Origin of the sequence: Phenylobacterium sp., from assembly GCF_004297125.1 — a bacterium.
Taxonomy (GTDB): Bacteria; Pseudomonadota; Alphaproteobacteria; order Caulobacterales; family Caulobacteraceae; genus Phenylobacterium.
In genome coordinates this window covers 329144-351215 of the sequence record NZ_SCVD01000021.1, presented here as the reverse complement: position 1 = coordinate 351215, position 22072 = coordinate 329144, and the positions used below count along the sequence as shown (strand labels likewise).

The 22072-nt window shown below is 67.0% G+C and carries 23 protein-coding genes and 1 pseudogene; 7 read left to right on the top strand and 17 right to left on the bottom strand.

Annotated elements, in window-relative coordinates:
* Window positions 1-7 precede the first annotated feature (7 nt).
* The 3 genes from EPO51_RS14690 to EPO51_RS14680 all read right to left on the bottom strand — a co-directional run bounded on the left by EPO51_RS14690 (window position 8) and on the right by EPO51_RS14680 (window position 2466).
* A complete protein-coding gene (locus EPO51_RS14690; RefSeq protein WP_293351776.1) occupies window positions 8-487 on the bottom strand; it encodes a MarR family winged helix-turn-helix transcriptional regulator in 480 nt (159 codons plus the stop codon).
* A gap of 461 nt (window positions 488-948) precedes the next feature.
* Complete coding sequence (locus tag EPO51_RS14685; RefSeq protein WP_293351774.1) at window positions 949-1545, bottom strand: TetR/AcrR family transcriptional regulator; 597 nt, start codon at window positions 1543-1545, stop codon at window positions 949-951.
* A gap of 282 nt (window positions 1546-1827) precedes the next feature.
* Window positions 1828-2466: a TetR/AcrR family transcriptional regulator gene (locus tag EPO51_RS14680; protein WP_293351772.1), complete on the bottom strand. Its 639-nt coding sequence runs from the start codon at window positions 2464-2466 to the stop codon at window positions 1828-1830.
* Window positions 2467-2810: 344 nt separating this feature from the next.
* On the opposite strand from EPO51_RS14680, the gene EPO51_RS14675 reads away from it, so the two are divergent.
* Window positions 2811-3725 (top strand): DHA2 family efflux MFS transporter permease subunit, encoded by a 915-nt coding sequence (locus tag EPO51_RS14675; protein WP_293351770.1) that lies wholly within the window; start codon window positions 2811-2813, stop codon window positions 3723-3725.
* Here EPO51_RS14675 and EPO51_RS14670 read toward each other — a convergent pair.
* From EPO51_RS14670 to EPO51_RS14640, 7 genes and pseudogenes are all read right to left on the bottom strand, one after another.
* Window positions 3724-4101, bottom strand: a pseudogene (locus EPO51_RS14670) (helix-turn-helix domain-containing protein); the annotation flags it as partial. The gene EPO51_RS14675 and the pseudogene EPO51_RS14670 sit on opposite strands and share 2 nt — an antisense overlap.
* 382 nt (window positions 4102-4483) lie before the next feature.
* Window positions 4484-4753: a response regulator transcription factor gene (locus tag EPO51_RS14665; RefSeq protein WP_293351768.1), complete on the bottom strand. Its 270-nt coding sequence runs from the start codon at window positions 4751-4753 to the stop codon at window positions 4484-4486.
* Entirely contained in the window at window positions 4740-6845 is a 2106-nt protein-coding gene (locus EPO51_RS14660; RefSeq protein ID WP_293351765.1) for a PAS domain-containing protein, read from the bottom strand. Before EPO51_RS14660 ends, EPO51_RS14665 begins: the two co-directional genes overlap by 14 nt.
* Window positions 6778-7188, bottom strand: a complete 411-nt coding sequence (locus EPO51_RS14655; protein ID WP_293351763.1) for a hypothetical protein — start codon at window positions 7186-7188, stop codon at window positions 6778-6780. The genes EPO51_RS14660 and EPO51_RS14655 overlap by 68 nt, the downstream gene beginning before the upstream one ends.
* 626 nt (window positions 7189-7814) lie before the next feature.
* Window positions 7815-7985, bottom strand: coding sequence for a hypothetical protein (locus EPO51_RS14650; RefSeq protein ID WP_293351761.1), 171 nt, complete (start codon window positions 7983-7985; stop codon window positions 7815-7817).
* 398 nt (window positions 7986-8383) lie between these two features.
* The gene (locus tag EPO51_RS14645) at window positions 8384-9817 is read right to left on the bottom strand and encodes a tyrosine-type recombinase/integrase (protein ID WP_293351759.1); all 1434 of its coding nucleotides are present in this window, start codon (window positions 9815-9817) and stop codon (window positions 8384-8386) included.
* 181 nt (window positions 9818-9998) lie between these two features.
* Entirely contained in the window at window positions 9999-10829 is an 831-nt protein-coding gene (locus EPO51_RS14640) for a hypothetical protein (RefSeq protein WP_293351757.1), read from the bottom strand.
* A gap of 407 nt (window positions 10830-11236) precedes the next feature.
* Between EPO51_RS14640 and EPO51_RS14635 the strand changes: the two genes are divergently transcribed.
* From EPO51_RS14635 to EPO51_RS14620, 4 genes are all read left to right on the top strand, one after another.
* Window positions 11237-11866 carry a PEPxxWA-CTERM sorting domain-containing protein gene (locus tag EPO51_RS14635; protein ID WP_293351755.1) on the top strand — a complete coding sequence of 210 codons (630 nt, stop codon included), beginning with the start codon at window positions 11237-11239 and terminating at the stop codon, window positions 11864-11866.
* Between the two features lie 222 nt (window positions 11867-12088).
* Entirely contained in the window at window positions 12089-12610 is a 522-nt protein-coding gene (locus EPO51_RS14630) for a hypothetical protein (RefSeq protein WP_293351753.1), read from the top strand.
* Window positions 12611-12828: 218 nt separating this feature from the next.
* A complete protein-coding gene (locus EPO51_RS14625; RefSeq protein WP_293351751.1) occupies window positions 12829-13254 on the top strand; it encodes an Hsp20 family protein in 426 nt (141 codons plus the stop codon).
* 110 nt (window positions 13255-13364) lie between these two features.
* On the top strand, window positions 13365-13622 hold the full coding sequence (locus tag EPO51_RS14620) for a DUF1150 domain-containing protein (RefSeq protein ID WP_293351749.1): 258 nt from the start codon (window positions 13365-13367) through the stop codon (window positions 13620-13622).
* Between the two features lie 61 nt (window positions 13623-13683).
* Here EPO51_RS14620 and ptsN read toward each other — a convergent pair whose 3' ends face one another.
* From ptsN to EPO51_RS14595, 5 genes are all read right to left on the bottom strand, one after another.
* Window positions 13684-14151: a PTS IIA-like nitrogen regulatory protein PtsN gene (gene ptsN / locus EPO51_RS14615; RefSeq protein WP_293351747.1), complete on the bottom strand. Its 468-nt coding sequence runs from the start codon at window positions 14149-14151 to the stop codon at window positions 13684-13686.
* Between the two features lie 67 nt (window positions 14152-14218).
* A complete protein-coding gene (gene hpf, locus EPO51_RS14610; protein ID WP_293351745.1) occupies window positions 14219-14857 on the bottom strand; it encodes a ribosome hibernation-promoting factor, HPF/YfiA family in 639 nt (212 codons plus the stop codon).
* 32 nt (window positions 14858-14889) lie between these two features.
* Window positions 14890-15531, bottom strand: a complete 642-nt coding sequence (locus tag EPO51_RS14605) for an exopolysaccharide biosynthesis protein (protein ID WP_293351743.1) — start codon at window positions 15529-15531, stop codon at window positions 14890-14892.
* Window positions 15532-15590: 59 nt separating this feature from the next.
* Window positions 15591-17081, bottom strand: a complete 1491-nt coding sequence (gene rpoN, locus EPO51_RS14600; protein ID WP_293351741.1) for an RNA polymerase factor sigma-54 — start codon at window positions 17079-17081, stop codon at window positions 15591-15593.
* A gap of 74 nt (window positions 17082-17155) precedes the next feature.
* Entirely contained in the window at window positions 17156-17887 is a 732-nt protein-coding gene (locus EPO51_RS14595) for a glutathione S-transferase family protein (protein WP_293351739.1), read from the bottom strand.
* A 169-nt stretch (window positions 17888-18056) separates the two neighbouring features.
* Here EPO51_RS14595 and EPO51_RS14590 point away from each other — a divergent pair, with 169 nt between their 5' ends.
* Together EPO51_RS14590 and pepF are read left to right on the top strand one after the other, a co-directional pair.
* Window positions 18057-18785, top strand: coding sequence for a helix-turn-helix transcriptional regulator (locus EPO51_RS14590; protein ID WP_293351737.1), 729 nt, complete (start codon window positions 18057-18059; stop codon window positions 18783-18785).
* A gap of 68 nt (window positions 18786-18853) precedes the next feature.
* Complete coding sequence (gene pepF / locus EPO51_RS14585; RefSeq protein WP_293351735.1) at window positions 18854-20704, top strand: oligoendopeptidase F; 1851 nt, start codon at window positions 18854-18856, stop codon at window positions 20702-20704.
* A gap of 52 nt (window positions 20705-20756) precedes the next feature.
* Here the strand turns inward: pepF and lptB are convergent, their stop codons facing one another.
* Together lptB and EPO51_RS14575 are read right to left on the bottom strand one after the other, a co-directional pair.
* Window positions 20757-21482 carry an LPS export ABC transporter ATP-binding protein gene (lptB, locus tag EPO51_RS14580; protein WP_293351851.1) on the bottom strand — a complete coding sequence of 242 codons (726 nt, stop codon included), beginning with the start codon at window positions 21480-21482 and terminating at the stop codon, window positions 20757-20759.
* Window positions 21483-21514: 32 nt separating this feature from the next.
* A complete protein-coding gene (locus EPO51_RS14575; RefSeq protein WP_293351734.1) occupies window positions 21515-22069 on the bottom strand; it encodes an LptA/OstA family protein in 555 nt (184 codons plus the stop codon).
* Between the last annotated feature and the right edge of the window lie 3 nt (window positions 22070-22072).

Sequence of the window (22072 nt, the reverse complement as noted above, 5' to 3'; positions counted from 1 at the left end):
TGGGACTTCACGTCTGAACGCAGTCTTCTGTGAGCTCCCCCGGCCGCGACTGGTCGCGGTCCAGGCGGAGGTTCAGGATTCTCAGAATGGTCAGGCAAGTCTCCAGGGCCTCGCCAGAAAGATCTCCGAGCAGATCGCGCTGGAGGGCTGCGACGATCGCGTCGATCCGTGCCATCAGCGGCTTCGACCTAGCGGTCAGCCGCACGCAATGGGCGCGCCGGTCGCCTGCCCGGGGATAGCGTTCGATGAGGCCCAGGCGTTCCAACTCCTCCAGATGACGCCCGATCGTGGGCCCGCCGACGGCCAGCTGGTCGGCGAGCTCCCGTTGGTGGACCCCGTCTTCGACCCTCGACAGGGTCAGCAACACCTGCCAGCGGGCGTTCGTGAGCCCGCTGGCCCGCAGATGATCATCTATCAGCCCGCGCCATCGCCGCCCAAGGAGTGTTGCCTCGACTCCAATCTCGGCCGCCCGAATGTAATGTGCCATACCGACATCTTACGACAGCGCTCTCGGACCGCCAACGAGCCGATTTCCCCTCGAAAAAGCGCGGCGTGGAGCTGCATCTGGCCTGGCTCGAAGCGAGATCGCCACGGCCGATGCGCGGCGCACGCACCACGTGGGGCGGACGGCGCTTCTGCGCCAGGTGCTCTATGGCCACGCTGAGCGGCGTCCGGCACAAACCCCGTAAGGCCCCACCCACGACCGCATGCGTCAGGCCGGCAAGCCGCGCTCGCCCTCGTCCCCTGCATGCGTGGGCTGATCCTCACCTTCAACGCCACGCTCCACGTCCGCCAGCGCTCGGCCAAGCCCCAGACCATGGATGCTTGACAATAATGTATGATACAATTATTGCTAGAATTCTCATCGGCAGTTTTTCTGTCATTTCGGGCGCGCCTTTTGGCGCGTCCGTTTTTCTTTTCCGGCTGACGGGCCCTCCATGGGGCCGGCTAGTCCGAAATGTTCTGCCCTAGCCCGTCTGCCGCAGAATATTCAGCCAATCGCGGCCGCGTGGCCAGGCGACTGCCATCCCGAAGCATGCCAATGGCGACCCCGTCCAGCATCGCCGCAAGCCCCCGAGCCACGAGCGCCGGGTCAGCGCAGGCTGCCACGTCGCCTTCAGACTGCGCGCGGCCTACGAGTTTGGTGAGCTGCTCGTGCCAGTCAGCGTAGTCAGAGCGGAGAATGCGGGCGACATCCGCATCGCTTGACCTAGCCCAGAAGCTGATCCAGACGCGCCAGTGCACCCGCATCTCGGGGGTTAGCGGCAGCGCATAGCGCATCGTTCTCTGAATCGCGACCAGCGCCGGCTGCGCCGCCTCGGCGCGTTTGATGCGTGCGCGGACTTGGCTCGCTAACAGTTCTGAAGCCGCCGCGAGGAGGTCGCTCTTGAACGGGAAGTGGTGCGTGATTGCGCCGGTGCTCGCGCCGGCCTCTGCTGCGATGGCGCGTACTTTTAGCCCGTCAAGGCCCTGACGCTGCATCACGCGCAGCGCGGCGGCGGCGATGGCATTCCGTCGCGCCCCCACATCGGCCGCACTTTGCACTTGGGGAAATCCTCGCTCAGGCTAGAGCACTCAGCCGTAAAGCCTATAATGTATATTACATTCGCGCGATGCTCTGTGACTCTGTGGCTCGGAGGCCTCGCATGGCATGTAGGGGAGGTCCAGACGTGAGGCTGCCCGACCAACGCCTATCGCTCACCCCCCGCTGTCCGTTGATGATCGCCACCTTGCACCACTGTCCGGACCTCAAGGTCGCCTCGGTGGCCGCCGAGGCAAGCGAAAGCTTCGAGCTGGTGCAAAGCCGATGGAGGGGTTGCGATCGCGCTAGTCCGGAGCGAACGCGCGCATGAAGCGATGCGCAGCCTCGCAGGCGGTGGCTTCGATTTCCTCGTGGGAGATGTCCGTGCGAGCGTTCAGTAGAAGGGCGGACTGGAGGCTCCCGATCACCATCCCCGCGTACATCTCTGCGGCCTGACTGGGATTGGGGATGCTGAGCCGTCCTGCCGAGGCCTCGACGACGAGGTAGTCGGCGAGACTGGTTCGACTCGTGCGGATCCCCGAATGATAGATCGCCCGCGCCAGTTCGGGCGACGTCGCGGCGCTGCCGATGGCGAAGCGCATGAAGCCGATGCTGCGGGCCGCGAGGAGCGCTTGCAGCAATGCGACGCCGTACGCAGCGAGGGTCCGCTCGGGATGCTGGGCGGCATCCAGTCCAGCCAAGGGGGCCGCGATCGAGGCGGCGCGCCGAGCGGCGAGGGCGCGCACCACGTCGTTCTTCGAACCATAGTGGTTATAGATGGTCTGTTTGGCGACACCCGCGCGGCGCGCAATGTCTTCCAGGGACGCCTCCACGCCACGCTCCACCAACAGTTCGATAGCGGCGTCCAGTATGGCTTCGTTCTTCGCCAGGTCGATCTGGCCTGTGCTTCTGGACATGTTCGACGCGTCGCCCCCCAAAAGCATCAATGACCAACCATGTGCACGTCATCAAGCTCGGCGGTGTCGCCTTCGCGGCGTTGCGTGGGCGACGACACTTGCCGAACGTAGGGTATGGTTGAATAGATGTGTCCACGAGTAGCCCGCGCCGGCTGGGACGCGGTGGGCCGTGCAGTGGGGCGGCCCCGGCCGTGTTGAGCTGGCGACGCTGATGTACACGCTCGATTCCACGATCGCGAACGTGGCGCTGCCGCACATGCAGGGCAGTCTCTCGGCCTCTCAGGACGAGATCACCTGGGTGCTGACCTCGTACATCCTGGCGACCGCGGTGGCGACGCCGCTGGCCGGCGCAGAAGATCGGCTGCAAGACCATGCTCCTGGGGTCGATCATCGGCTTCACCATCGCCTCCATGCTGTGCGGCCTCGCCCGGAACGTGCCCGAGATGGTCGCCTTCCGGGTCCTGCAGGGGCTGGCGAGCGCGGGGCTGATGCCGCTCTCGCAATCGGTCATGCTGGACATCTTCCCGATGACCATGATCCCGCGAGTGATGAGCATCTGGAGCGCCGCGGTGATCCTGGGCCCCATCGCCGGCCCCACGCTCGGCGGCTGGATCACCGAGGAGCTCGATTGGCGCTGGGTCTTCTATATCAACCTGCCGATCGGAATCCTGGCGACGCTGGGGGTGCTGCGGTTCATGGCCCACGACCCGGGAGGGCGGGCCAGGCCCTTCGACTTCGTCGGCTTCGGCGGGTTGATCGCCTTCATCGTGGGCCTCCAGGCGATGCTCGATCGCGGCCCCGGTCGGGACTGGTTCGACTCGAAGGAGATCTGGGTCGAGACCGCGATCGCGCTGGCGGGCCTATGGGTCTTCATCGTTCAGACGGCGACCGCCAAGCATCCCTTCTTCCACCGCGACCTCGCCAAGGACCGCAACTTCATCGGCACTACCCTGTTCGGGTTCTTCGTGGGCGTGCTTCTGTTCTCGACGACGGCGCTGCTGCCCTCGTTCATGCAGAATCTGATGGGCTACTCGGCCACGCAGGCCGGGGTCGCCAGCGTGACGCGCGGCCTGGGATCGCTGGTCTCGTTCCTGCTCGTGCCGATGGCCATGACGCGTCTGGGCCCCCGCATGTGCCTCTTCCTGGGCCTCGTCCTCTGCGTCTGCGGCCTGTGGATGATGGGCGGCTTCAACCTCGAGATGACCTCCGGGCCGATCCTGGCCAGCGGGTTCGTCCAGGGCTTCGGAGTGGGCCTGCTGTTCTCGCCGCTCAGCACGCTGGCCTGACCGGCAGGCGCGCTTCCCAGCTGCGGTAGAGCTCGCAGAACCGGCTGTAGCGATAGCCGTCCGGATGCCCCTCGATGTACTCGTCCCACAGGATCTGCAGGGTGACGTGCTTGCGCCTCAGCTCCCGGTTTAGCGCCGCCCAGTCCGGCTCGGCGCGCCGGCGGTGGCCTTGCTTGGTCCCGGCCTCGCCGCAGAGCCGCGCCTCCAGTTCGGCGTCGGCCAGGTCCAGCGGCAACGGCCACGTCAGCCCGGACGTCTCAAAGCGGCGGAACATCTCCCGCAGCGTCGAGGGCGCCACCCCGGTCCGCCTCGCCACCTCGCGGGTCGCCAGGCCGGCGTCCCGGCTCAATCTCAGCATCTCGCGCACGCGGCGCATGGCGATCCTCTCCGTCGGCATCGGCCCCTCCCAAAAGGAGGAACCCTAGAGCCAACGAAGACCCTCACGGCCCGCGCCCTGGGCGGCATCATCTCGGAATGCCGCGCGGGGATTAATCGGAACGGTGGGCGGCATCAGATCGGAATGGTGGGCGGCATCATTTCGGAATGACGGGCGCGATCAGCCCGGAATCCGCAATGTAGAGCCGCAGCATATCGGCTGGATGGTATCCAGGACGGCCCGTAGCTGCGCGCGGCCGAAACCCAGCTCAGCTAGGTTCAAGCTGGGGACGAACGCATCGACGACGCGGGCCAATGCATTACTAGCAACATAGTCGTCGATGCAGGGGGGAAGCAGGTTGATCTGGTCCCGAGCAGATCCCTCAACAAAGCTCAAGGGTCGCGATCGACCGGATCGAACCGGTAATCTTCATGTGCTTCAGGACGCCAAAGCCGTCGAGCCCGGGCATGTTGATGTCCAAGACCATGGCGACAGGCCTGACTTCCCGAATCCGTTCGACGGCGGCCAATCCATCGCGGGCGCTGTAGGTTGTGCACCCGGCCAGTGAGAGCCGGGTCGTCACGATATCAGGCACCATGGGGTCGTCATCCACCACCAGGATGCGCGGCCGGTCTCGTTCAAAGTGCAACACGAGCCGCCTCCTCGAAGTCCCCAACGATTGCCGCATGGATAGCTGCGACGGCGTCGGCCGGAATCATGGGCTTGGCGACTAGCCCATCGAAGCCGTCGACGACATGTGTCGAGAATTCCTCCGCTTCCGCCGTAAACGCCAGGACCGGAACGGACTGGTTGGGGCCTTCGCCAGCCCTCAGGCATGCTAGGACTTCCGGCCCGTCCATTTCTGGCATTCGCATATCCAACAATATGACGTCGACTGGCATCTCGGACGCGATGGCGAGGCCATCGCGGCTCGACGCCGCCTCGCTTATCTCGGCCCCGAAAGGCGAAAGGATCGCGCGGGCGAGTTCGCGGTTGATGGGATTGTCGTCGATGACAAGCACGCGAATTCCGTCGAGCACATCGCGTCCAGCTGCTTCTGTGGTTTCGAAATCGTCAGCGACTTCCGCGGCGACGGCCGCAATCCGGAGATGGAAAGTCGAACCTCGGCCCAGCCCGCTCGCCACGTCGATGTCCCCGCCCATAGCTTCGGCGAGGCCACGGCTGATCGCCAGTCCCAAACCTGTTCCACCATGGCGGCGCGTCGACGACCCGTCGACCTGCGAGAATCTCTGGAAGAGCTTGTGGGTCTGTTCCTGGGTCATGCCCGGGCCGGTGTCCTCAACCCAAACATCGAACTGGCCGTTGGCAGCGTCATAGCTGGCCGTCAGGCGCACGTGCCCCCGGTCGGTGAACTTCACTGCATTGCCAATCAGATTGAGCAGGATCTGGCGCGTCTTGTCAGGATCGACCAGCAACGCGCCCGGCAGTTCGCCAACGGTTGCGAAATCGAGTTCGATGCCCTTTGCATCGGCCTGCGGCGCAAACATCAGCAACGTCTCGCGAAGCAAATTGGAGGGCTGCGTTGGCTTCGGCGAAATGACGACCTGCCCGGCCTCAAGTTTCGAGAAATCAAGAATGTCGTTGACGATCGCCAGCAAGGCCTGACCGGCATTACCAAGGCGCGAAACGTAAGTACGCGCCTCAAGGTGTAGCTCCGGTCGTTCCGAAAGCAGGGTCGTGTAGCCCAGGATCGCGGTCAGCGGAGTGCGGATCTCATGGCTCATGTTGGCCATGAAGTCGGTCTTCACCTGAGCGGCCGCCTCGGCCGTATCACGGGCCGCCTCAAGGGCGCGTGCGGTTTCGCGCTGGACGGTCACGTCCCTCAGGACGTTGACGATCTCGAGGACCTGGCCGTCCGCGACCCTGATCAGGGTCGGGTTGCCCTGAACACAGATCCAGCTTCCGTCCTTGTGGCGGATGCGGTGTTCACGGGTGCTTCCCGGCGGGTCCGGGAGACCCGCGAACCGCGCGGCACGCACCGCTTCAACATTCGCCAGATCATCAGGATGGACGAGCTCGAGAGCAAAGGTTCCGACGAGATCTTCCGGCTCATATCCGTAGAGGCGGCAACTCGGGGAAACCCAGGTGATGCCCCGGCCAGGCTCAACGCGAATGATCAGGTCCGCCGACTGATCCATCAGGAACTTGAGGCGCGCCTCATTGGCGCGAAGGTTTTCATCCGCGAGCTTAAGGTCGGTAACGTCGACGAAGGTGCCGACCAGCGAACGCACGGCGCCCGTTTCGTCGCGATCGCAGGTCCCGCGCGCCGACACATGCCGGGTTTCGCCATCCGGCCGGATGATCCGTGCATTCAGCGAGTAGGGTTCGCCCTGGGACACGGCGCGTTCGACGAGGCTGGCCAGGGTCGCGGCGTCGTCAGGATGATATAGTGCCAGGACTCCAGCAAGGTCAGGCGGCGGCAGCGCGGGGTCATACCCATGGATGCGGTAAACGGCGGGAGACCAGAACGTCGTGTCGGTCGTTGCATCCCAGGACCAATGACCGACTCCCGCCATCTCTTCGGCTTGCGCCAAGAGAGCGCGATCCTTGGCCCGATCTCGCTCCAGCGATATGAAGTTGGAGATGTCACGCCGCATGATCATCGCGTCGGTGACCGCGTTAGCCATCGCCGCCAGTTGGGCGCGCTGGACTTCGTCAAAGGACGCGCGTGGATGCTGGTCGATGATGCACAGCGTACCCAGCCTGTGCCCCAACGACGTCATCAGCGGCGCGCCGGCGTAGAATCGGATCCCAAGCTCGCCGGGTGACCAGGGGATTGCCGGCGAAACGGGAATCTTGCGTGGCGTCGAGCACCACCATGACGCCCGGCTGCCGAATGGCGTGATCACAGAAGGCCACGTCCCGAGAGGTCTCGCGGACATCCAGGCCCACGCAGGACTTGAACCATTGCCGGTCGGTGTCGACCAAGGAGACCAGGGCGATCGGCGTCTGAAACGTCAGCGCCGCAAGCCGGGTCATACTGTCGAACATGGCTTCCGGCGGGGTGTCGAGGACGTCCAAGCCGTGCAGGGCCGCGAGGCGCTCGGTTTCGTATCTCGAAGTCACCCGTCGCCCCTAAGCCTGCTTCTGGCCTTCGAGATGACGGGTGAATAGGGAAGGCACGGTTAACATTGCGCTGTCGAACGCCGCCAGCACTGCGACATTCGGGCTCACTTACGCTCAGAGCCCGTGCTCCTGGCAGCCTGTCGTCGAGCACCCTGGAGGCCTAGCTGATGATGCCGCGAGCCGGGTCTTCTCGTGCTGACTACGGCGTGGTGATCGTACCCGACGACCTTCCGGAGTTTTTGCACAGCCTGCCCCGCAACGCCCCCATCGGGTTCGGACAGCGCCCGTCGGTCGCGCGCAGCCCGCCGCTCAAACAGCGGCTCTTGCGGTGCGCCGGCGTGGCCGCCCCTTTGGGGCCGGCGGCGGTTTGGCGGCGCGCCCCGCCGTCATCGCCTGACGGTGCGCGGACTCTCTCCAGGATCAGATGGGGTTCCCGCGTCAAGTCTTGCTTCGCGCGCAAGACGTGACGCTTTCAAGCGCCCGATTGGATAGCTACGGTTTGCGTCGATGTAGCTTGGCTGTGTCCGAAGCTTGGAGGTTCCGCGCCTCTGCCTGCAAGTTCATGCAATACGTCGCGCTCGGACTCGACGGTCGTCAGTTGGGCCCGCCCGGCAGGTCGATGTCCGTCACCAGCGCGCGGAAAGACGCGCCGGACTGCTCGAGCTCACGAATAGCGTCGACGCCCGATTGGACGGGCTCAACCCGGAACCCGCGTCTTCCAGGGCCACGACGCCGAGTTTGAGGACTGCGGGATCATCCTCGACATAGAGAACCAACCGGGCGTTCGGATCGGTCAAGGGGCCCCCTGAGCCATCGTCGGATAGGTTCAACGGGGCGCCCGTCGCGCCGGTTTCGCCCGCGCACGAACGCGACTGCCCGCCAAGTCCCGCAGGTTAGCCGGCCCAGCGTCTGGATCAGCACGCCCCCGGTCCGGCGTTGCTGGACGCGCAGGACTGGCTGGACGTGTCGGCGGGACTGAGTGGCGGCGAGGCCGCCGCGCTGCTCGCCGAATCCGGGTTCCCCCTACCCAAAGTGTTGTCGGCGCCATGCGCGGCGCTCGCGAGGGCCCGCTCGGACGCGTTCGGTCCGCCCACCTCAGCTCGAGGCATAGACGCTCGGACGACCCAACAGGGTGCGAATGGGCCGGTTGTGTCCCATGATCACGGTCCACCGTGGGCTCGTGAAGCCCGCCCGCCTATCCGCCCATTGCGGCGGCCACGCGGGACGCGGTGCGGTTCGCAACCTGCTTGATCGGGTCGTCGCTCAGGTGGGCGTAGATTTCCGTTGTGCGCGACTGCTTGTGGCCGAGCACCTTGCCGACCATGAACAGCGACGCGCCATCAGCGATGGCAAAGCTGGCGAAACTGTGCCGCAGATCGTGCAGGCGGACATTGGTCAGCGGCGCGACATCATCGGGGTGATCGCCGGCCTCCTGCGCCCGCGTGCGCGAGACCTGGTTCGCCCGGACGCGGACCATTTCCCAGTGATGGCCGAGACCGACATAGCAGCCGTCGCCCTTCATGGCGGGCAGCACGAAAGGCGAGCGACGCTTCGGCTCCGGATGTTCGCCGGAATTGTGCCCGCGCATGTCCGGCTCGGGGCGGTTCGCCTCCCAGCGGCGCTTCAGGATGGTCACGGCGGCGTCGGCGAGCGGAACGACCTTGGCGCCGGTCTTCGAGTCCGGCAGCCGCAGGCAGCTCTTGGTCCAGTCGACCCAGGCCCATTCCAGGGTCAGGATCTCGCTCTTCCGGCAGCCCGTGAGCATCAGCAGCCGCACGGCGTCCGCCATCACCTCCATGTGCGGCTGTTCGCGCTCGATCTCGGCGATCGCTTCGCTGAAGCAGGCGACCTCCCTTTCCGAGAGATAGCGCTCGCGGCGCGTCGTCTTGAAGCCTTTGACGCCGCGCGCCGGATTGTGGGTCACCCGGCCGGTTTCGATCCCCCACTGGTAGCAGGCGGCGAGCACCACGACGGCCATGGAGGCGATTCGCTTGCCGCCCTTCACGTTGGAGCGGCGCCGGTGACCGGTCTTCTCGGACCTGGCGGTCTTCCCCTTCGAGATGTCGAGCTGCATCATCGCCACGTCGTTCTTCGTGACTTCGCGGGCGAGGATCCGGCCGATCAGCGGCTTGACGTGGTTCTTGAAGATCCCGCGATCGGTGTCCCAGCTGCTCGCCTTCTTCTCGGGCTTCAGCGCGGGACCGTCCTCCAGGTAGGCGTCGGCGAGTTCGGAGACGCTGATCGCCCCGCGTTCCTCGGCCTTGGCGTCCTGTGGGTCGACGCCGCTGCGCAAGCCGTGCAGCAGATCGCCGGCGCGGTCGCGGGCTTCCTTCACGCCATAGTCCGCCCGCAGCGGACCCATGGTGTGCTTCCGTTTCTTGCCGCCCCGCCGGTAGACCAGGATGAAGCTTTTTGAGCCGGTGGGCCGGACCCGCACGCCCAGGCCGGTCACCTCGGTGTCCCAAACGACGTACTCCGCGGCCTCCGGGGCCAGTGCGGCGACCAGTTTTTCAGTCAGTTTCGGCATCGCAGGAGGCCCTTTTCTGGGTACCGCATGGGTACCAACAGGCAAAATTGGTACCCAGGTTTCACCCGTTCCCAGTTTTGCCCAAGTCCTCCATTTCTTCAACTCCTACAATGAGTTAGAAACGAAATGAGATCGCCTGAAACAGGCCGAAAATGGCCTCCGGGGCCCATGGCATTCAAGAGGTCAGCGGTTCGACTCCGCTTAGCTCCACCATGGAAGCCCGCCGGCAAACCCGGCGGGCTTTCTCCGTTTCGGGCTTCGCCGGAAACCGCTCGCGAACCGCTCAGCGGCTCCGTCGCGGATCGGGGCCGAACCCCTCGAGCCTGCGATAGACGCTGCTGACTTCGGGATGATCGCGTTCGGCTTCGATCGCCCATGCCCGGCCGATGGCGTTCCAGGCTGCGACCAGATCGGGCCGCTGGCCGCCACGGCGTTCGAACTTGTCCGTGTACGCGGCGGCTTCGACCGTCGCCAGCGCCGCGCGCAGGCGCGGGGAAGGTCGAGGTCCCCTGGCGCGCCAGAATTCTTCCACCGCCGAAATGGCGCGCAGCGGCTGTTCGGTGACCCGAAGGAACCAGGCGAGATTCAGCGCGATGTCGGCCCAGGGCGCCCCCGCGGCTTTGGCCAGATCCCGCCAGCGTTCGGCGATCCGGGCGCCTTGGGCATAGAGCCTGTTGCGCTTCAACGCGTCGAACTGATCGTATCGCTCCGCCTCCTCCGGCAGCCGGTTGGCGCGGAACGCCATGACGGCTGCGTGGACCCGGTTCAGGTCAACGGAAGACGTGAACTGGATCGCGAACTCGGGTCCCATCTCCTGTTGGGCCTCCCGGTCGGCCCGCTCCTGAAGAGAAAGCCCAGCCTCCACCGCAGCGATCAGCGGATGGCCGGGCGGGACAACGGGGAAGCCCTTGGAAAGGCGGCTGAAGGCGATGCGAGCCTCGCCCCTGTCGTCGACGCAGATCAGGACCTGGCGTCGCCGGTCGGCGCCCGTCACCGACAACAGGTTTTCCCGCTCGCCATCATCGAACTCGCAGCCGGCCAGCAAGGCGAGATCCGCCGCATCGCTGCGGAGCCAGCGGAGGAAGAGTTCTCCGTCGATCAGGATTTCCGCCATGGACGTGGGTCTCTCGCGAGGATGCGTTTCGCAAGGCTTGCATCTATGAGTTGCACAGGCGAGCCAAAAATGCAGCCTCAGGCCGCATCGCGCTTCCCAGCGTTCGACAGGCCGCGCTCTCGGCACGGGCGATGAACCGCATGTCGGTGCGCATGGGGCGACACCGGCACGAACCGCGTCGTCGTCTTGTGGCGCAGCAGACGGCCCGCGGCCAGACTCGCCCGGACTGCGGATTCCACCGTCGCCGGGACGCCCGTCCGTATGAGCGGCGCGGCGCACAAACCCTGATTCCAGACGAGATTAGAAAACCATCGGCAAACCGTCAGAGGTCCATCATTCCCCTGCGCGCCGCGATCCGCCTCGTCTGGACCCGCCGCTTCGGGCGGCCCAGACAACCGGAGAATAGCATGAACCGCGTCTTCCCCTACACGCTGCCAGGCGCTCTGCTGGCCGTGTTCTCGATCTGCGCCGCGGCGCCCGCCAGCGCGGCGGTCGTGGCCTTCAGCGGCAGCTTCACCAACGACACCCCACCCCCAGCGCCGAATCCTTCCTGCGCCGCGGGCCAGGTCATGGTCAGCTTCTCGCCCCTGACCGCCACGACCAGCGGCGCGTCGAACTTCGGAGCCTTCGGGCCCAGCCAGGCGCACTGCCTGGTTCCGCCACCCCCCGGCGTGGGCTCCAGCTACACCGGCGGGTCGTTCAGCTTCGCCTTCGACCTGGGCGACGAGCTGTTCGGGACGACGGCCGGAGAACTGGTCGCGATCGCCGGCATGCCGGGCTATTTCGATTCCTTCGTCCACTACGTCGTCACCGGAGGAACCGGCCGCTTCCTGGGCGCCAGCGGCGCCTTCGAAGGCGTGGGCGTCCTCAACCGCACGGTCCCCCGGCCGATCAACAGCCTGACCCTGGCGGGCGAACTAGACCTTCCCGCCGTGCCGGAACCTGCGACATGGGCCCTGATGATCGCCGGCTTCGGCCTGGCGGGCGCGTCCCTCCGCCGGCGGCGCGCCTTGATCGCCGAAGGAATCGCGACCTAGCGTCCGGCGACCTCCGCGCCGTCGGGCGCGGAGGTCGTTCGCCCCAACTCCGCGAGGGCGCCGGGGCCCTGGGGGCGCTGGCCGTGCCCGCGAGCGGGCCGGCCGGCGGCCGCCGCTGGTCGCCGCATCACTGGGGATCATCGCGGCGGCGCGGAACGCCGAACCGCTTCTCCGCACCCCGGCGTTGTGGCAATCAACCCTCTCGACCTCGGAGATCCGACCGTGAAAGCCGCCCTGCCGCTCGCCGCGATCCTGCTCCTGACCGTCTCGGCCTGCGACAAGCCGAAGCCCCGCCCCGCTGCGGTCGCCGCGGCGGCCGCAGCCGCCGCGGGCGCACCCACGGTCATGCCGCCGGCGTCCGCCGGCCTGGCCAAGCGCCCGGAGATGGCGGTCTTCACGCTCGACATGATCAACGGGGCGCAGGACCCGCTGAACATCCCCGCCACGATCCAGTCCGGGCAGCCCACCACCTTCTCCGGCTTCGGCTTCGACCCGGTGGCCAGGACCGCGGGCAAGGCCATCGACATCGTTATCGACGGCGTCGCCTACGGCACGAACTACGGCGGCGAGCGCCAGGACGTGGCGGCCTACTACAAGACCGGGGCCGTGACGCCGTCGGGCTTCCGCGTGACCCTGCCCGCGGGGATCGTGAAGCCCGGGCCGCACAAGATGGAAATCCGCGTGGTGGCGGCCGACGGCAAGGCGTTCCACGACTCCGCCACCCTCAGCTTCTACGCCAAGTGACGCGTCCACGATCCGTAGCCTCGTAAGCCCAATGCACGACGGGGCGCCGGCGCCCGACCTGCTGTTCCAGCGGCTGAACACGACGCGGGGCCATCTGGGTCTTCCACGCCCATCATTGATCAAGGCGGTGCGGGTTCCCACATAAGCTGGGTCCGGTCGAACCGAGCCGATGCCGGGCGGTTCGATCGGAGAGTCGCTTCCAGCGAGGACTCTGAGGAATGAACCGTAGTCTGATTTTCGACAGCCCGTTTCTGCTGGGCTTCGAACATACCCGAAGCCTGATCGAACGGGCGGCTAAGGCCGCGGCCGAGAGCTATCCACCCTACAATGTGGAGGATCGCGGCGAAGGCGCCCTTCGCATCACCCTGGCCGTCGCGGGCTTCTCGCCCGACCAGCTCAGCGTGACCGTCGAAGACCGCCAGCTGGTGGTGGCCGGCAAGCGCGAAGGCCAGGCCACGGGGAAGTCCGAGGATGCCTATCTGCATCGAGGCATCGCCGCCCGGGGCTTCGTCCGAAGCTTCGTCCTGGCCGACGGGATGGTGGTGGATGGAGCGACCCTGGAGCACGGCCTGCTCCACATCGATCTGGCGAGGCCGGAGCCGGAAAAACGGGTGCATTCCATCCCGATCCGCACCGCCGGCTGAGCTTCGACAAAGACTAACCAGCGGGACTGCCGGATGAGCCGGGGTCCTTACAAAAGATAGGTGCGCTGAACCTGCGGCCTATCGGAGCGTTGAGTTTCACGGAGGTGGTCATGATGACGCCCATTCTTACGACTGAAGCGTTCGCGGCGCTGGGCGCCCCGAATTTGGTCTATGTCCGTCCCATCAAGGCGGCAGAGATCATCGCCAGCACGCCCGCGGCGCAAATCCAGAGCTTCGAGCTCGATCCCGACCAGACGCTGTACGCGGTGCATCGCGCCGACGGCGAGCGCTTGGCCGTACTGACCGACAAGGACTCGGCGATGGCCGCGGCCCTCGCCCACGAGCTGGCGCCGGTGTCGGTCCACTAATCCGAACGCAAATCGCATCGAGGAAGGGGCCGGCTGCAAGGCCGGCCTTTTTCGTGCGCGCTCAGGCCGCCGGGCGGGCGGAGATGTCCTGCACCAGCAGCGCATGCACAGCGTCGGCGCTGCGGGCCTTGCGGAGCTGTTCGCGCAGCTCGCCCTGGCGCAGCAGGCGCGAGACACGGGCCAGGGCGCGCAGATGCTCGGCGCCGGCGTTCTTCGGCGCGAACAGCGCGAACAACAGGTCGACGGGCTGGTCGTCCACCGACTCGAACTCCACCGGCTGTTCCAGGCGCACGAAGACGCCGCGCATGCGCTGAAGGCCTTCCAGGCGGGCATGGGGGACGGCGACGCCGTGGCCGACCCCGGTGGAGCCGGCGACCTCGCGCTCCGCCAGGGCGTCCAGGACCTGCCCGGGCTCGAGGCCGAAGTTCCGGGCCGCGATCTCCGCGATCACCGCCAGGGCCTTCTTCTTGTTAGCCGCGCTCACACGCGTCGAGATCGCCGTGCGATCCAGCAATTCGCCGATGTTCATGGTCTTGAAGAGTTAACCCTAATCGACGCGGACCCGCCGGGGCAGGCGGGCCCACGCAGGCCTTCGATCAGTGGGCCGGACCAGCCCCATCCCCCTCGGATCCGTTGCGGCCCTTGGTCCGCTCGGGATCGATCCAGCCGATATTCCCATCGGGGCGGCGATATACCACCGAAAGTCCGCCGTGCGCGGCGTTTCGGAACACGATTGTTTGAGCTTCGGTCAGGTCCAATTCCATGACCGCCATAGAAACCGTCATCGAGCGGATCGGGCGCTCGGTTTCGGCGATGATCATCGGCTCGCCGAAGGCGGGGGCCTCGGCTTCGTTGTCGTCTTCCTCCTCGTCCATGTCGGTGGACGCGATGACGAAATAGGCCGCGCTCTCGGCCCGGTTGGCGGCCACGGCCTGGGGATGGTGGTCCTTCAGCCGGTTCTTGTACCGGCGGATGCGCTTGGACATCTTCTCCAGCGCCGCGTCGAAGGCCAGGTGGGCGTCGCCGCCGACCCCTTGCGTGGTGAGTTGCTGGCCCGAAGCCAGCGTGACGGCGCAGTCGACCTTAAAAGCGCTTCCCTCTCGGCTGACGACCACGTCGGCGCCGCCGCCGTCACGGTCGAAATATTTCGCGATACTGGTGGTGAGTTCGTCGGAGACTCGCGTGCGCAGAGCCTCGCCGACATCGACGTGCTTGCCGGTGACTTGGACTTGCATGTGATGAACAACGCTCCTGGTGGTGGAAGGTGTCAAGCCGGCGTGATGACGGTCCACATGTGCTGGAACGTCCTGACGATAATGTGAGCGGCGAGCACGAGGACCGACGCGCTGGTGATGGCCAGCGCGTATCCGAAGATGGCGATCAGGCCGTCCCGCTGGATCAGCGAGAACGACAGCACCGCCACCGCGAGCGCCGGAAGGATGTTGCCAAGCGGGATCGGCAGGATCAGCACGAAGGCCAGGACCGTGCAGACCAGGCCGATCAGCCGCTCGCCCGTGCGGCCGAACAGCAGCACCAGGCGGGGCTTGGACACCGCCTCGACCTTCTGCAGCCAGGGGATCACCTTCGGCAGGCCGGACTTCAGGTCCGCGGTCGAGATGGTCCGGCTCTTCACCCGCTCGGGGAGCCAGGGCGCGCCGGCGCCGATGATCAGCTGGGGCGCCAGCAGCAGCAGCGGGAAGCCGAAGATCGTGGTGGCGCCCGGGGGCAGCGGCAGGGTGCAGGCGAGGCCGAAGATGAACAGCAGCGCGCCGATCGCCCGGCCGCCGAACTTCTGCATCAGCTCGGCGACGGAGATGCGCGGCTCGCCATGGTCGGCGATGTCGAGCAGCACGGCGGAGAGCGGAAGCTCGTTCGCGGGAGGATCGGCCGTCTCAACTGTTTCGGACATCTGCCATCCATCTGGCGCGTCCATGTGGCGACGCCAAGACCCGGAAAGCGAAATCGACCCTAGGCGGGTTCCTTGAGCATGCGCCGACGGTCCACCGATGAGGGAATACGCATCGCCTCGCGGTACTTGGCGACCGTGCGGCGCGCGATGTCGACGCCGGCGGTCTTGAGGATCTCGACGATCCGGTCGTCGGAATGCACGTCAGCCTCTTTCGCCTCGGTCTCGATGAGCTTGCGGATCTTGTCGCGGACGCTCTCGGCCGAGTGGGCCTCGCCGCCTTCGGACGAGGCGATGGAGGAGGTGAAGAAGAACTTCATCTCGAACAGGCCCCGGGGCGTGGAGATATATTTGTTCGAGGTGACCCGGCTGACCGTGGACTCGTGCATGCCGATGGCGTCGGCGACGGTCTTCAGGTTCAGCGGGCGCAGGTGCTGCACGCCATAGGCCAGGAAGGCGTCCTGCTGGCGCACGATCTCGGAGGAGACCTTCAGGATGGTGCGGGCCCGCTGGTCCAGGCTCTTCATCAGCCAGTTGGCCTGGGCCAGGCAGTCCGAGACGAAAGTCTTCTCCTGGTCGGTCTTGGACTGGCCCGAGACGCGGGCGTGGTAGCGCTGGTCCAGCAGCAGCCTGGGCAGGGTGTCGGAGTTCAGCTCCACGTGCCAGAGGCCGCCCGGCCCCTCGCGCACGAAGACGTCCGGGGCGACCGGCGTCGCGGCTTCGCCGCCGGGGAAGGCCGCACCGGGCCGGGGCGTCAGCCCGCGGATCTCGGCGATCATCTCGCGCAGGTCCTCGTCGTCGACCTCGCAGATCTTCCTGAGCGCCGCTAGGTCGCGCTTGGCGAGCAGTGGCAGGTTGTCGAGCAGGGCGCCGATGGCCGGGTCGTAGCGGTTCTGGTCCTTGAGCTGGATCATCAGGCATTCGCGCACGTCGCGCGCGGCGACGCCCACCGGATCGAAGCCCTGGACGACGCCCAGCACCTTCTCGACGAGTTCGACCGCGCAGCCCAGTCGCTCGGCCACCTCGTCCACCTCGATGCGGAGGTATCCGGCCTCGTCCACGGCGTCGATCAGGACGCCGGCGACCACGCCCTCCACGGGCGACAGGCCCGAAGCGGAAAGCTGGTCCTGCAGGTGTTCGGTGAGGGTCTTGTCGCGGGTCAGCGACCCTTCCATGCCTTCGCCGCTCTGGTCGAAGCTGCCGCCGCTGCCCGCGCGCGACCAATCGACCGCGCCGCCGACGTCGGCCACCTCCGGCGCGTCGCCGGTGGCGCGCTCGCCGGGCGAGGCTTCGTCATGGGTGGCGTCCAGATCGGCCCGGGCCTCGGCGTCGGCCGCGTGCTCGGCCGGCGCGGGGGCTTCGTCGTGCGGGCCGTCGTCGGTCTCGTTGTCGCGCTCGTCGCGCTGCAGCAGCGGATTGCGCTCCAGCTCGGTCTCCACGAAGACCTCGAGCTCGAGATTCGACATCTGCAGCAGCTTGATAGCCTGCTGCAGCTGGGGCGTGATGACCAGCCCCTGCCCCTGCCGCATCTCAAGACGTGCGCTTAGCGCCAACGAACAGCCTCCTGGCCTGCTTCTTGCTTCACAAGCTAGGGGCCAGTCCCCACTGACTGGTTAACGGCCGCGCATTATGCTGCGACGGGCGCGCGGACGCTTGCCTCCAGGTCCCATTCGAACTCCGGATAGAACTGCGCCATCAGGCGGTCGACATAGGCCACGAGGTTGCCGAAGCCCTCGGCGCGCCGGCGGATTTCGCCCGTGAAGAAGGGCGTCAGGATCCCCGCCAGCACGCCGAAGACCGTGGCGTCCGCGCCGCACGGCCGGGAGCCGAACAGGTAGGGCTTGTCCCCCAGGATCGTCGAAACGGCCGCCAGGGATCGGACCGCCAGCGCCACGATCTCGAGGTCGGTATGGCGTCCGACGCCCACCGCCCGGACATTCCGGCGCACCTCGTCCAGCACCATCTCGCGCACGCCCTCCGGCGCGCCGTCGAAGAAGTGGGCCGGGCCCTTGGCGAAGTTCTCGGGGTCCAGCCAACGCTCCGTGACCAGGGTCCAGGAGAAATGGTTCTCCATCATCCGCTCGATGGCCCAGGCCTGTGCGCGCTGGACCGCGTCGAGCCCCTCGTCGAAGTCGACGCCGTAGGTCCGCTCGATGTAGCCTCGGATGAAGGTGGAATCGGCGATCCGCACCCCGTTCGCGTCGATGAAGGGCACCTGGCCCTTGGGCGACTCCTGAGGATGCGCCCGGGCCTTCATGTAGCCGAGGCCCGCCATCTTGAGCTGCACCTCGGTCTTGGTGACGTAGGGGCTGATCTCCGGAAGTCCGAAGCCCTCGCCGGCGCCATACAGCGTGATCATCTGCCTTCTCCCCAGAGCCTTCCGCGTCGCGCGGAAGGCTCATGCTCAAAAAGTTTGGAGCGCGCTGAGCGCCTGAACCGGTGTCCACCTCAGGCTGCGCGCTCTGTTGACAGGAGGATCATCGCAGGGCCTTGCTGACAGCATTCTGTCAGCAGAACGGTAAGCGAACATGCGAAGGGCCGACCGGCTGTTCCAGATCATCCAGATCCTGCGCCGCGGGACCCGGCCGGTGACGGCCGACGCCATCGCCGAGGAACTGGAGACCTCCAAGCGCACCGTCTATCGCGACATCGCCGACCTGGTCGGCCAGAGGGCGCCGATCCGCGGCGAGGCGGGGGTCGGCTACATCCTGGAGGACGGCTTCGACCTGCCGCCGCTGATGCTGACGCCCGACGAGATCGAGGCCGCGGTGCTGGGCGCCCAGATGGTGGCCGCGCGGGGAGACCCCGCGCTCCGCCGCGCCGCCGAGGACCTGATCGCCAAGATCGGTGCGGTGATCCCGGAAAACCTGCGCCCGCTGGTGGTGGAACCGGCCACCCGCGCCGCGCCCAACCGCAACGCCGCACCCGACAACATCGACATGGCGGGCGTGCGCCAGGCGATCCGGGCGGGACGCAAGCTGGTGCTGACCTACCGCGACGAACAGGAGCGGGAGACGGGGCGCACGGTCTGGCCGTTCGCCATCGGCTACTACGAGACCACCCGGCTGATCATGGCCTGGTGCGAGATGCGCCGGGACTTCCGCAGCTTCCGCACGGACCGGGTCTCGGGCGCTGTCTTCACCGAGGACCGCTACCCCGACCGCCCGGCCAGCCTGCGCGCCCGCTGGCGGCGGCATCAGCACGAGCAGTGGCAGGCGATGCAGACGCGCGAGAGCCGCAAGTCCGCGGCCGAGTGAAACTTCGGGAATTGGCGCCCGCCCCGGCTGTCCGTAGCCTGCCGGCATATCGTGGGGGAAATATCGAGATGACCACCAACCTCAGCCGCCGCCAGGCGCTGCTGCTGGCCGCCGCAGCCGCCGCCGCGCCCGGCCTTGCCCTCGCCGCCGAGCCCGCCCTGCCCGCGGTCTGGGACCTGACCGAGCTATATCCGACCGACGCGGCCTGGGAAGCCGAGCGCCAGGCGGTCGAGGCCGACCTGCCCAAGATCGCCGCCTTCAAGGGCCGTCTAGGCGAGAGCGCGGCCACCCTGCGCCAGGCGTCGGAGGCGATCTCGGCTCTGACGAAGCGGGTGCTGCGCTTGTTCGTCTACGCGACGCTCAAAGGTGACGAAGACCTCCGGATCGCCGCCAACCAGGAGCGCCGCCTCATGGCGCAGCAGCTGTTGTCCAAGGCGACTGAGGCGGCCTCTTGGGTCAGCCCGGAGGTGCTGGAGGTAGGCGCGACGAAGATCCGCGGATTCGTCGCCTCCGACCCCGCGCTGGCCAAGTTCCGCTTCAATTTCGAGAACACCCTGCGCCAGGCTCCGCACACGCTGGACGACGCCGGCGAGGCGCTCCTGGCCTCGACCGGCCCCGCGCTGGCCGGCCCCCAGCAGATCCGCAACCAGCTGGTCCTCTCCGACATCCCGTGGCCCGAGGTCCAGGTCGACGGCAAGACGGTGCGGCTGGACAGTCAGGGGTACACCGCCGCTCGCGCCACCCGCGACCGGACCGAACGCAAGGCGGTGTTCGACGCCTTCTTCGGCGCGTTCAAGGTCTACGAATCCAGCCTAGGCGCGACGCTGGCGACCAAGGTCCAGGGCGACATCTTCACCGCCAGGGCGCGCAAGTACCCCTCGAGCCTTGCCGCCGCGGTCGACGGGCCGAACATCCCCGAGGCCGTCTATCGGACCCTGATCGCCGAGGCGAACCGCGGGCTGCCGATCCTGCATCGCTATTTCGAGGTGCGCCGCCGCCTGCTGGGCCTGCCGGACATGGCTTATTGGGACATCTACCCGCCCGTGACCAAGCTGGAGGCCAGGTTCGATCTGCCGACCACGCGGAAAATCTCGCTGGAGGCCATGAAGCCGCTGGGCCCGGAGTATGGCGAGGCCTTCGCCAGGGCCACCGCCGCCGGCTGGGTCCACGTCTATCCGCAGAAGGGCAAGGCGGCTGGGGCCTACGTGTTCGGCGCCGCCTACGACGTGCATCCCTACATGCTGCTGAACCACGACGGCGACTACGAGGGGCTCTCGACCTACGCCCACGAGTGGGGCCACGCGATGCACACCCTACTCGCCCAGAAGGCTCAGCCGTTCGAGCTGTCCAACTACCCGACCTTCACCGCCGAGGTGGCCTCGACGGTCAACGAGCAACTCCTCGTCGCCCACATGCTGAAGGGCGCGAAGGACAAGGACGAGCGGCTGTTCTACCTGGACCGCGTCTGCGAGACGATGCGCAGCACCTTCTACCGCCAGACCATGTTCGCGGAGTTCGAGCTGGCGATCCACGAGACCGCCGAGAAGGGCCAGGCGTTGTCGGGCCGGCGGCTCAGTGGGATCTACCTCGACCTGCTCAAACGCTACCACGGTCCCAAGGTGACCATCGAGCCCGCGTACGGCCTGGAATGGGCCCTGCCGGCGCACTTCTTCCGGGACTTCTACGTCTACCAGTACGCCACCTCGGTCACCGCCGCCTCGGCCTTCGCCGAGCGCATCCTGACCGGCAAGGCGGCCGAGCGGGACGCCTACCTGGGGGTGCTCAGGGCGGGGGGTTCGGACTACCCGGTGGACCTGCTCAAGAAGGCCGGCGTCGACATGACCAGTCCCGAGCCCTACCGCACCATGCTGGGCAAGTTCTCGCGCACCCTGGACGAGATGGAGAAGCTGCTGGGGTAGCGCCCCTCACCCTGCCCTCTCCCCTCTCGCTTCGCGGGGGCGAGGAGTTTGATCAGGTAAACCGGTCGCCCAAGTAGACGCGGCGCACTTCCGGGTCGTCGACGATCTCGTCGGGGCTGCCTTCGAAGAGCACCTCGCCCGCGTGGATGATCGAAGCGCGGTCGATGATGTCCAGGGTCTCGCGGACGTTGTGGTCGGTGATCAGGATGCCGATGCCGCGCTGCTTCAGGTAGGTGATCACCTGGCGGATGTCGGCGATGGCCAGGGGGTCGATCCCGGCGAAGGGCTCGTCCAGCAGCATGAAGGACGGGTCGGAGGCCAGCGCGCGGGCGATCTCGACGCGGCGGCGCTCACCGCCGGATAGCGAGACGGCGGGAGCATTCCGGAGATGCTCGATGTGCAGCTCCTCCAGGAGCTGGGTGACGGTGGCCTTGGCCTGGCGCTGGTCGCGCTGGCGCAGCTCGACCACGGCCATGACGTTTTCCCAGACGCTCATGCCACGGAAGATCGAGGTCTCCTGCGGCAGGTAGCCCACGCCCATGCGGGCGCGCTGATACATCGGCTGGGCGGTGATGTTCTCGCCGTCCAGGTAGATCGCGCCGTAGTCGGCCGGGATCAGGCCGGTGATCATGTAGAAGGTCGTGGTCTTGCCCGCGCCGTTGGGGCCCAGCAGGCCGGCGACCTCGCCGCGGCCGAGGCGCAGGCTGACGCCCTTCACCACGGCGCGCCCGCGGAACGACTTGCCGATGTTGTCGACCACCAGCCCTTCGGTCGGGATCGCGCCCTTGGCCTGGACCCGCTGGGGCGCGTTCACTTGGCGGCGTCCGCTTGTTTCTTGGACGGATAGAAGACGCCGCGCGGGCGGGCGCCCTGGTTGCGGCCGGTGGCGTTGCCCAGCATACGGCCCTCGCCGGTCTTGGTGTTGAACACCATGCGGTTGCCGCGCAGCACGTTCTGGCCCTGCACCGCCACCACGTCGCCGGTCATGGTCACCGTCTCGCCCGAGGCGTCGTACGTCCCGGCGTCGCCACGCACGCGCTGGTCCTTGCTGGTGACGTAGTAGACCGAGCCCTGGGCCTCGATGCGGATCAGGTCGCCGCACGCCCCCGTGCCGGCCGCGCCGGCCGACTGACCGGGCTTGGGCTGGAAGAACGCCTTCAGGACGTCGGCGCGCAGCCGCGCCTCGCCCTGCAGGGCCTCGGCCTTGCCGCGCCAGATGGAGACGCACTCCTTGTTCTGCACCTCGAGCTCGTCGGCGGTGATGTCCATCGGGCCGTCGGAATTCGGACCCAGGCTCTGGGCCCAGGCCGAACCGCCGGACAGCAGGGCCGCGGCGAAGACAGTGGAGGTGACGAGAGATTTCATGCG

Coding starts and splice junctions, on each gene's coding strand:
- hpf (WP_293351745.1), bottom strand. CDS start 14,857: ATGCAAGTCCAAGTCACCGGCAAGCACGTCGATGTCGGCGAGGCTCTG.
- pepF (WP_293351735.1), top strand. CDS start 18,854: ATGACCACCAACCTCAGCCGCCGCCAGGCGCTGCTGCTGGCCGCCGCA.
- EPO51_RS14595 (WP_293351739.1), bottom strand. CDS start 17,887: ATGATCACGCTGTATGGCGCCGGCGAGGGCTTCGGACTTCCGGAGATC.
- EPO51_RS14675 (WP_293351770.1), top strand. CDS start 2,811: ATGCTCCTGGGGTCGATCATCGGCTTCACCATCGCCTCCATGCTGTGC.
- EPO51_RS14605 (WP_293351743.1), bottom strand. CDS start 15,531: ATGTCCGAAACAGTTGAGACGGCCGATCCTCCCGCGAACGAGCTTCCG.
- EPO51_RS14590 (WP_293351737.1), top strand. CDS start 18,057: ATGCGAAGGGCCGACCGGCTGTTCCAGATCATCCAGATCCTGCGCCGC.
- ptsN (WP_293351747.1), bottom strand. CDS start 14,151: ATGAACATCGGCGAATTGCTGGATCGCACGGCGATCTCGACGCGTGTG.
- EPO51_RS14690 (WP_293351776.1), bottom strand. CDS start 487: ATGGCACATTACATTCGGGCGGCCGAGATTGGAGTCGAGGCAACACTC.
- EPO51_RS14625 (WP_293351751.1), top strand. CDS start 12,829: ATGAACCGTAGTCTGATTTTCGACAGCCCGTTTCTGCTGGGCTTCGAA.
- EPO51_RS14640 (WP_293351757.1), bottom strand. CDS start 10,829: ATGGCGGAAATCCTGATCGACGGAGAACTCTTCCTCCGCTGGCTCCGC.
- EPO51_RS14635 (WP_293351755.1), top strand. CDS start 11,237: ATGAACCGCGTCTTCCCCTACACGCTGCCAGGCGCTCTGCTGGCCGTG.
- EPO51_RS14680 (WP_293351772.1), bottom strand. CDS start 2,466: ATGCTTTTGGGGGGCGACGCGTCGAACATGTCCAGAAGCACAGGCCAG.
- EPO51_RS14575 (WP_293351734.1), bottom strand. CDS start 22,069: ATGAAATCTCTCGTCACCTCCACTGTCTTCGCCGCGGCCCTGCTGTCC.
- EPO51_RS14660 (WP_293351765.1), bottom strand. CDS start 6,845: ATGACGTCGTTGGGGCACAGGCTGGGTACGCTGTGCATCATCGACCAG.
- EPO51_RS14620 (WP_293351749.1), top strand. CDS start 13,365: ATGATGACGCCCATTCTTACGACTGAAGCGTTCGCGGCGCTGGGCGCC.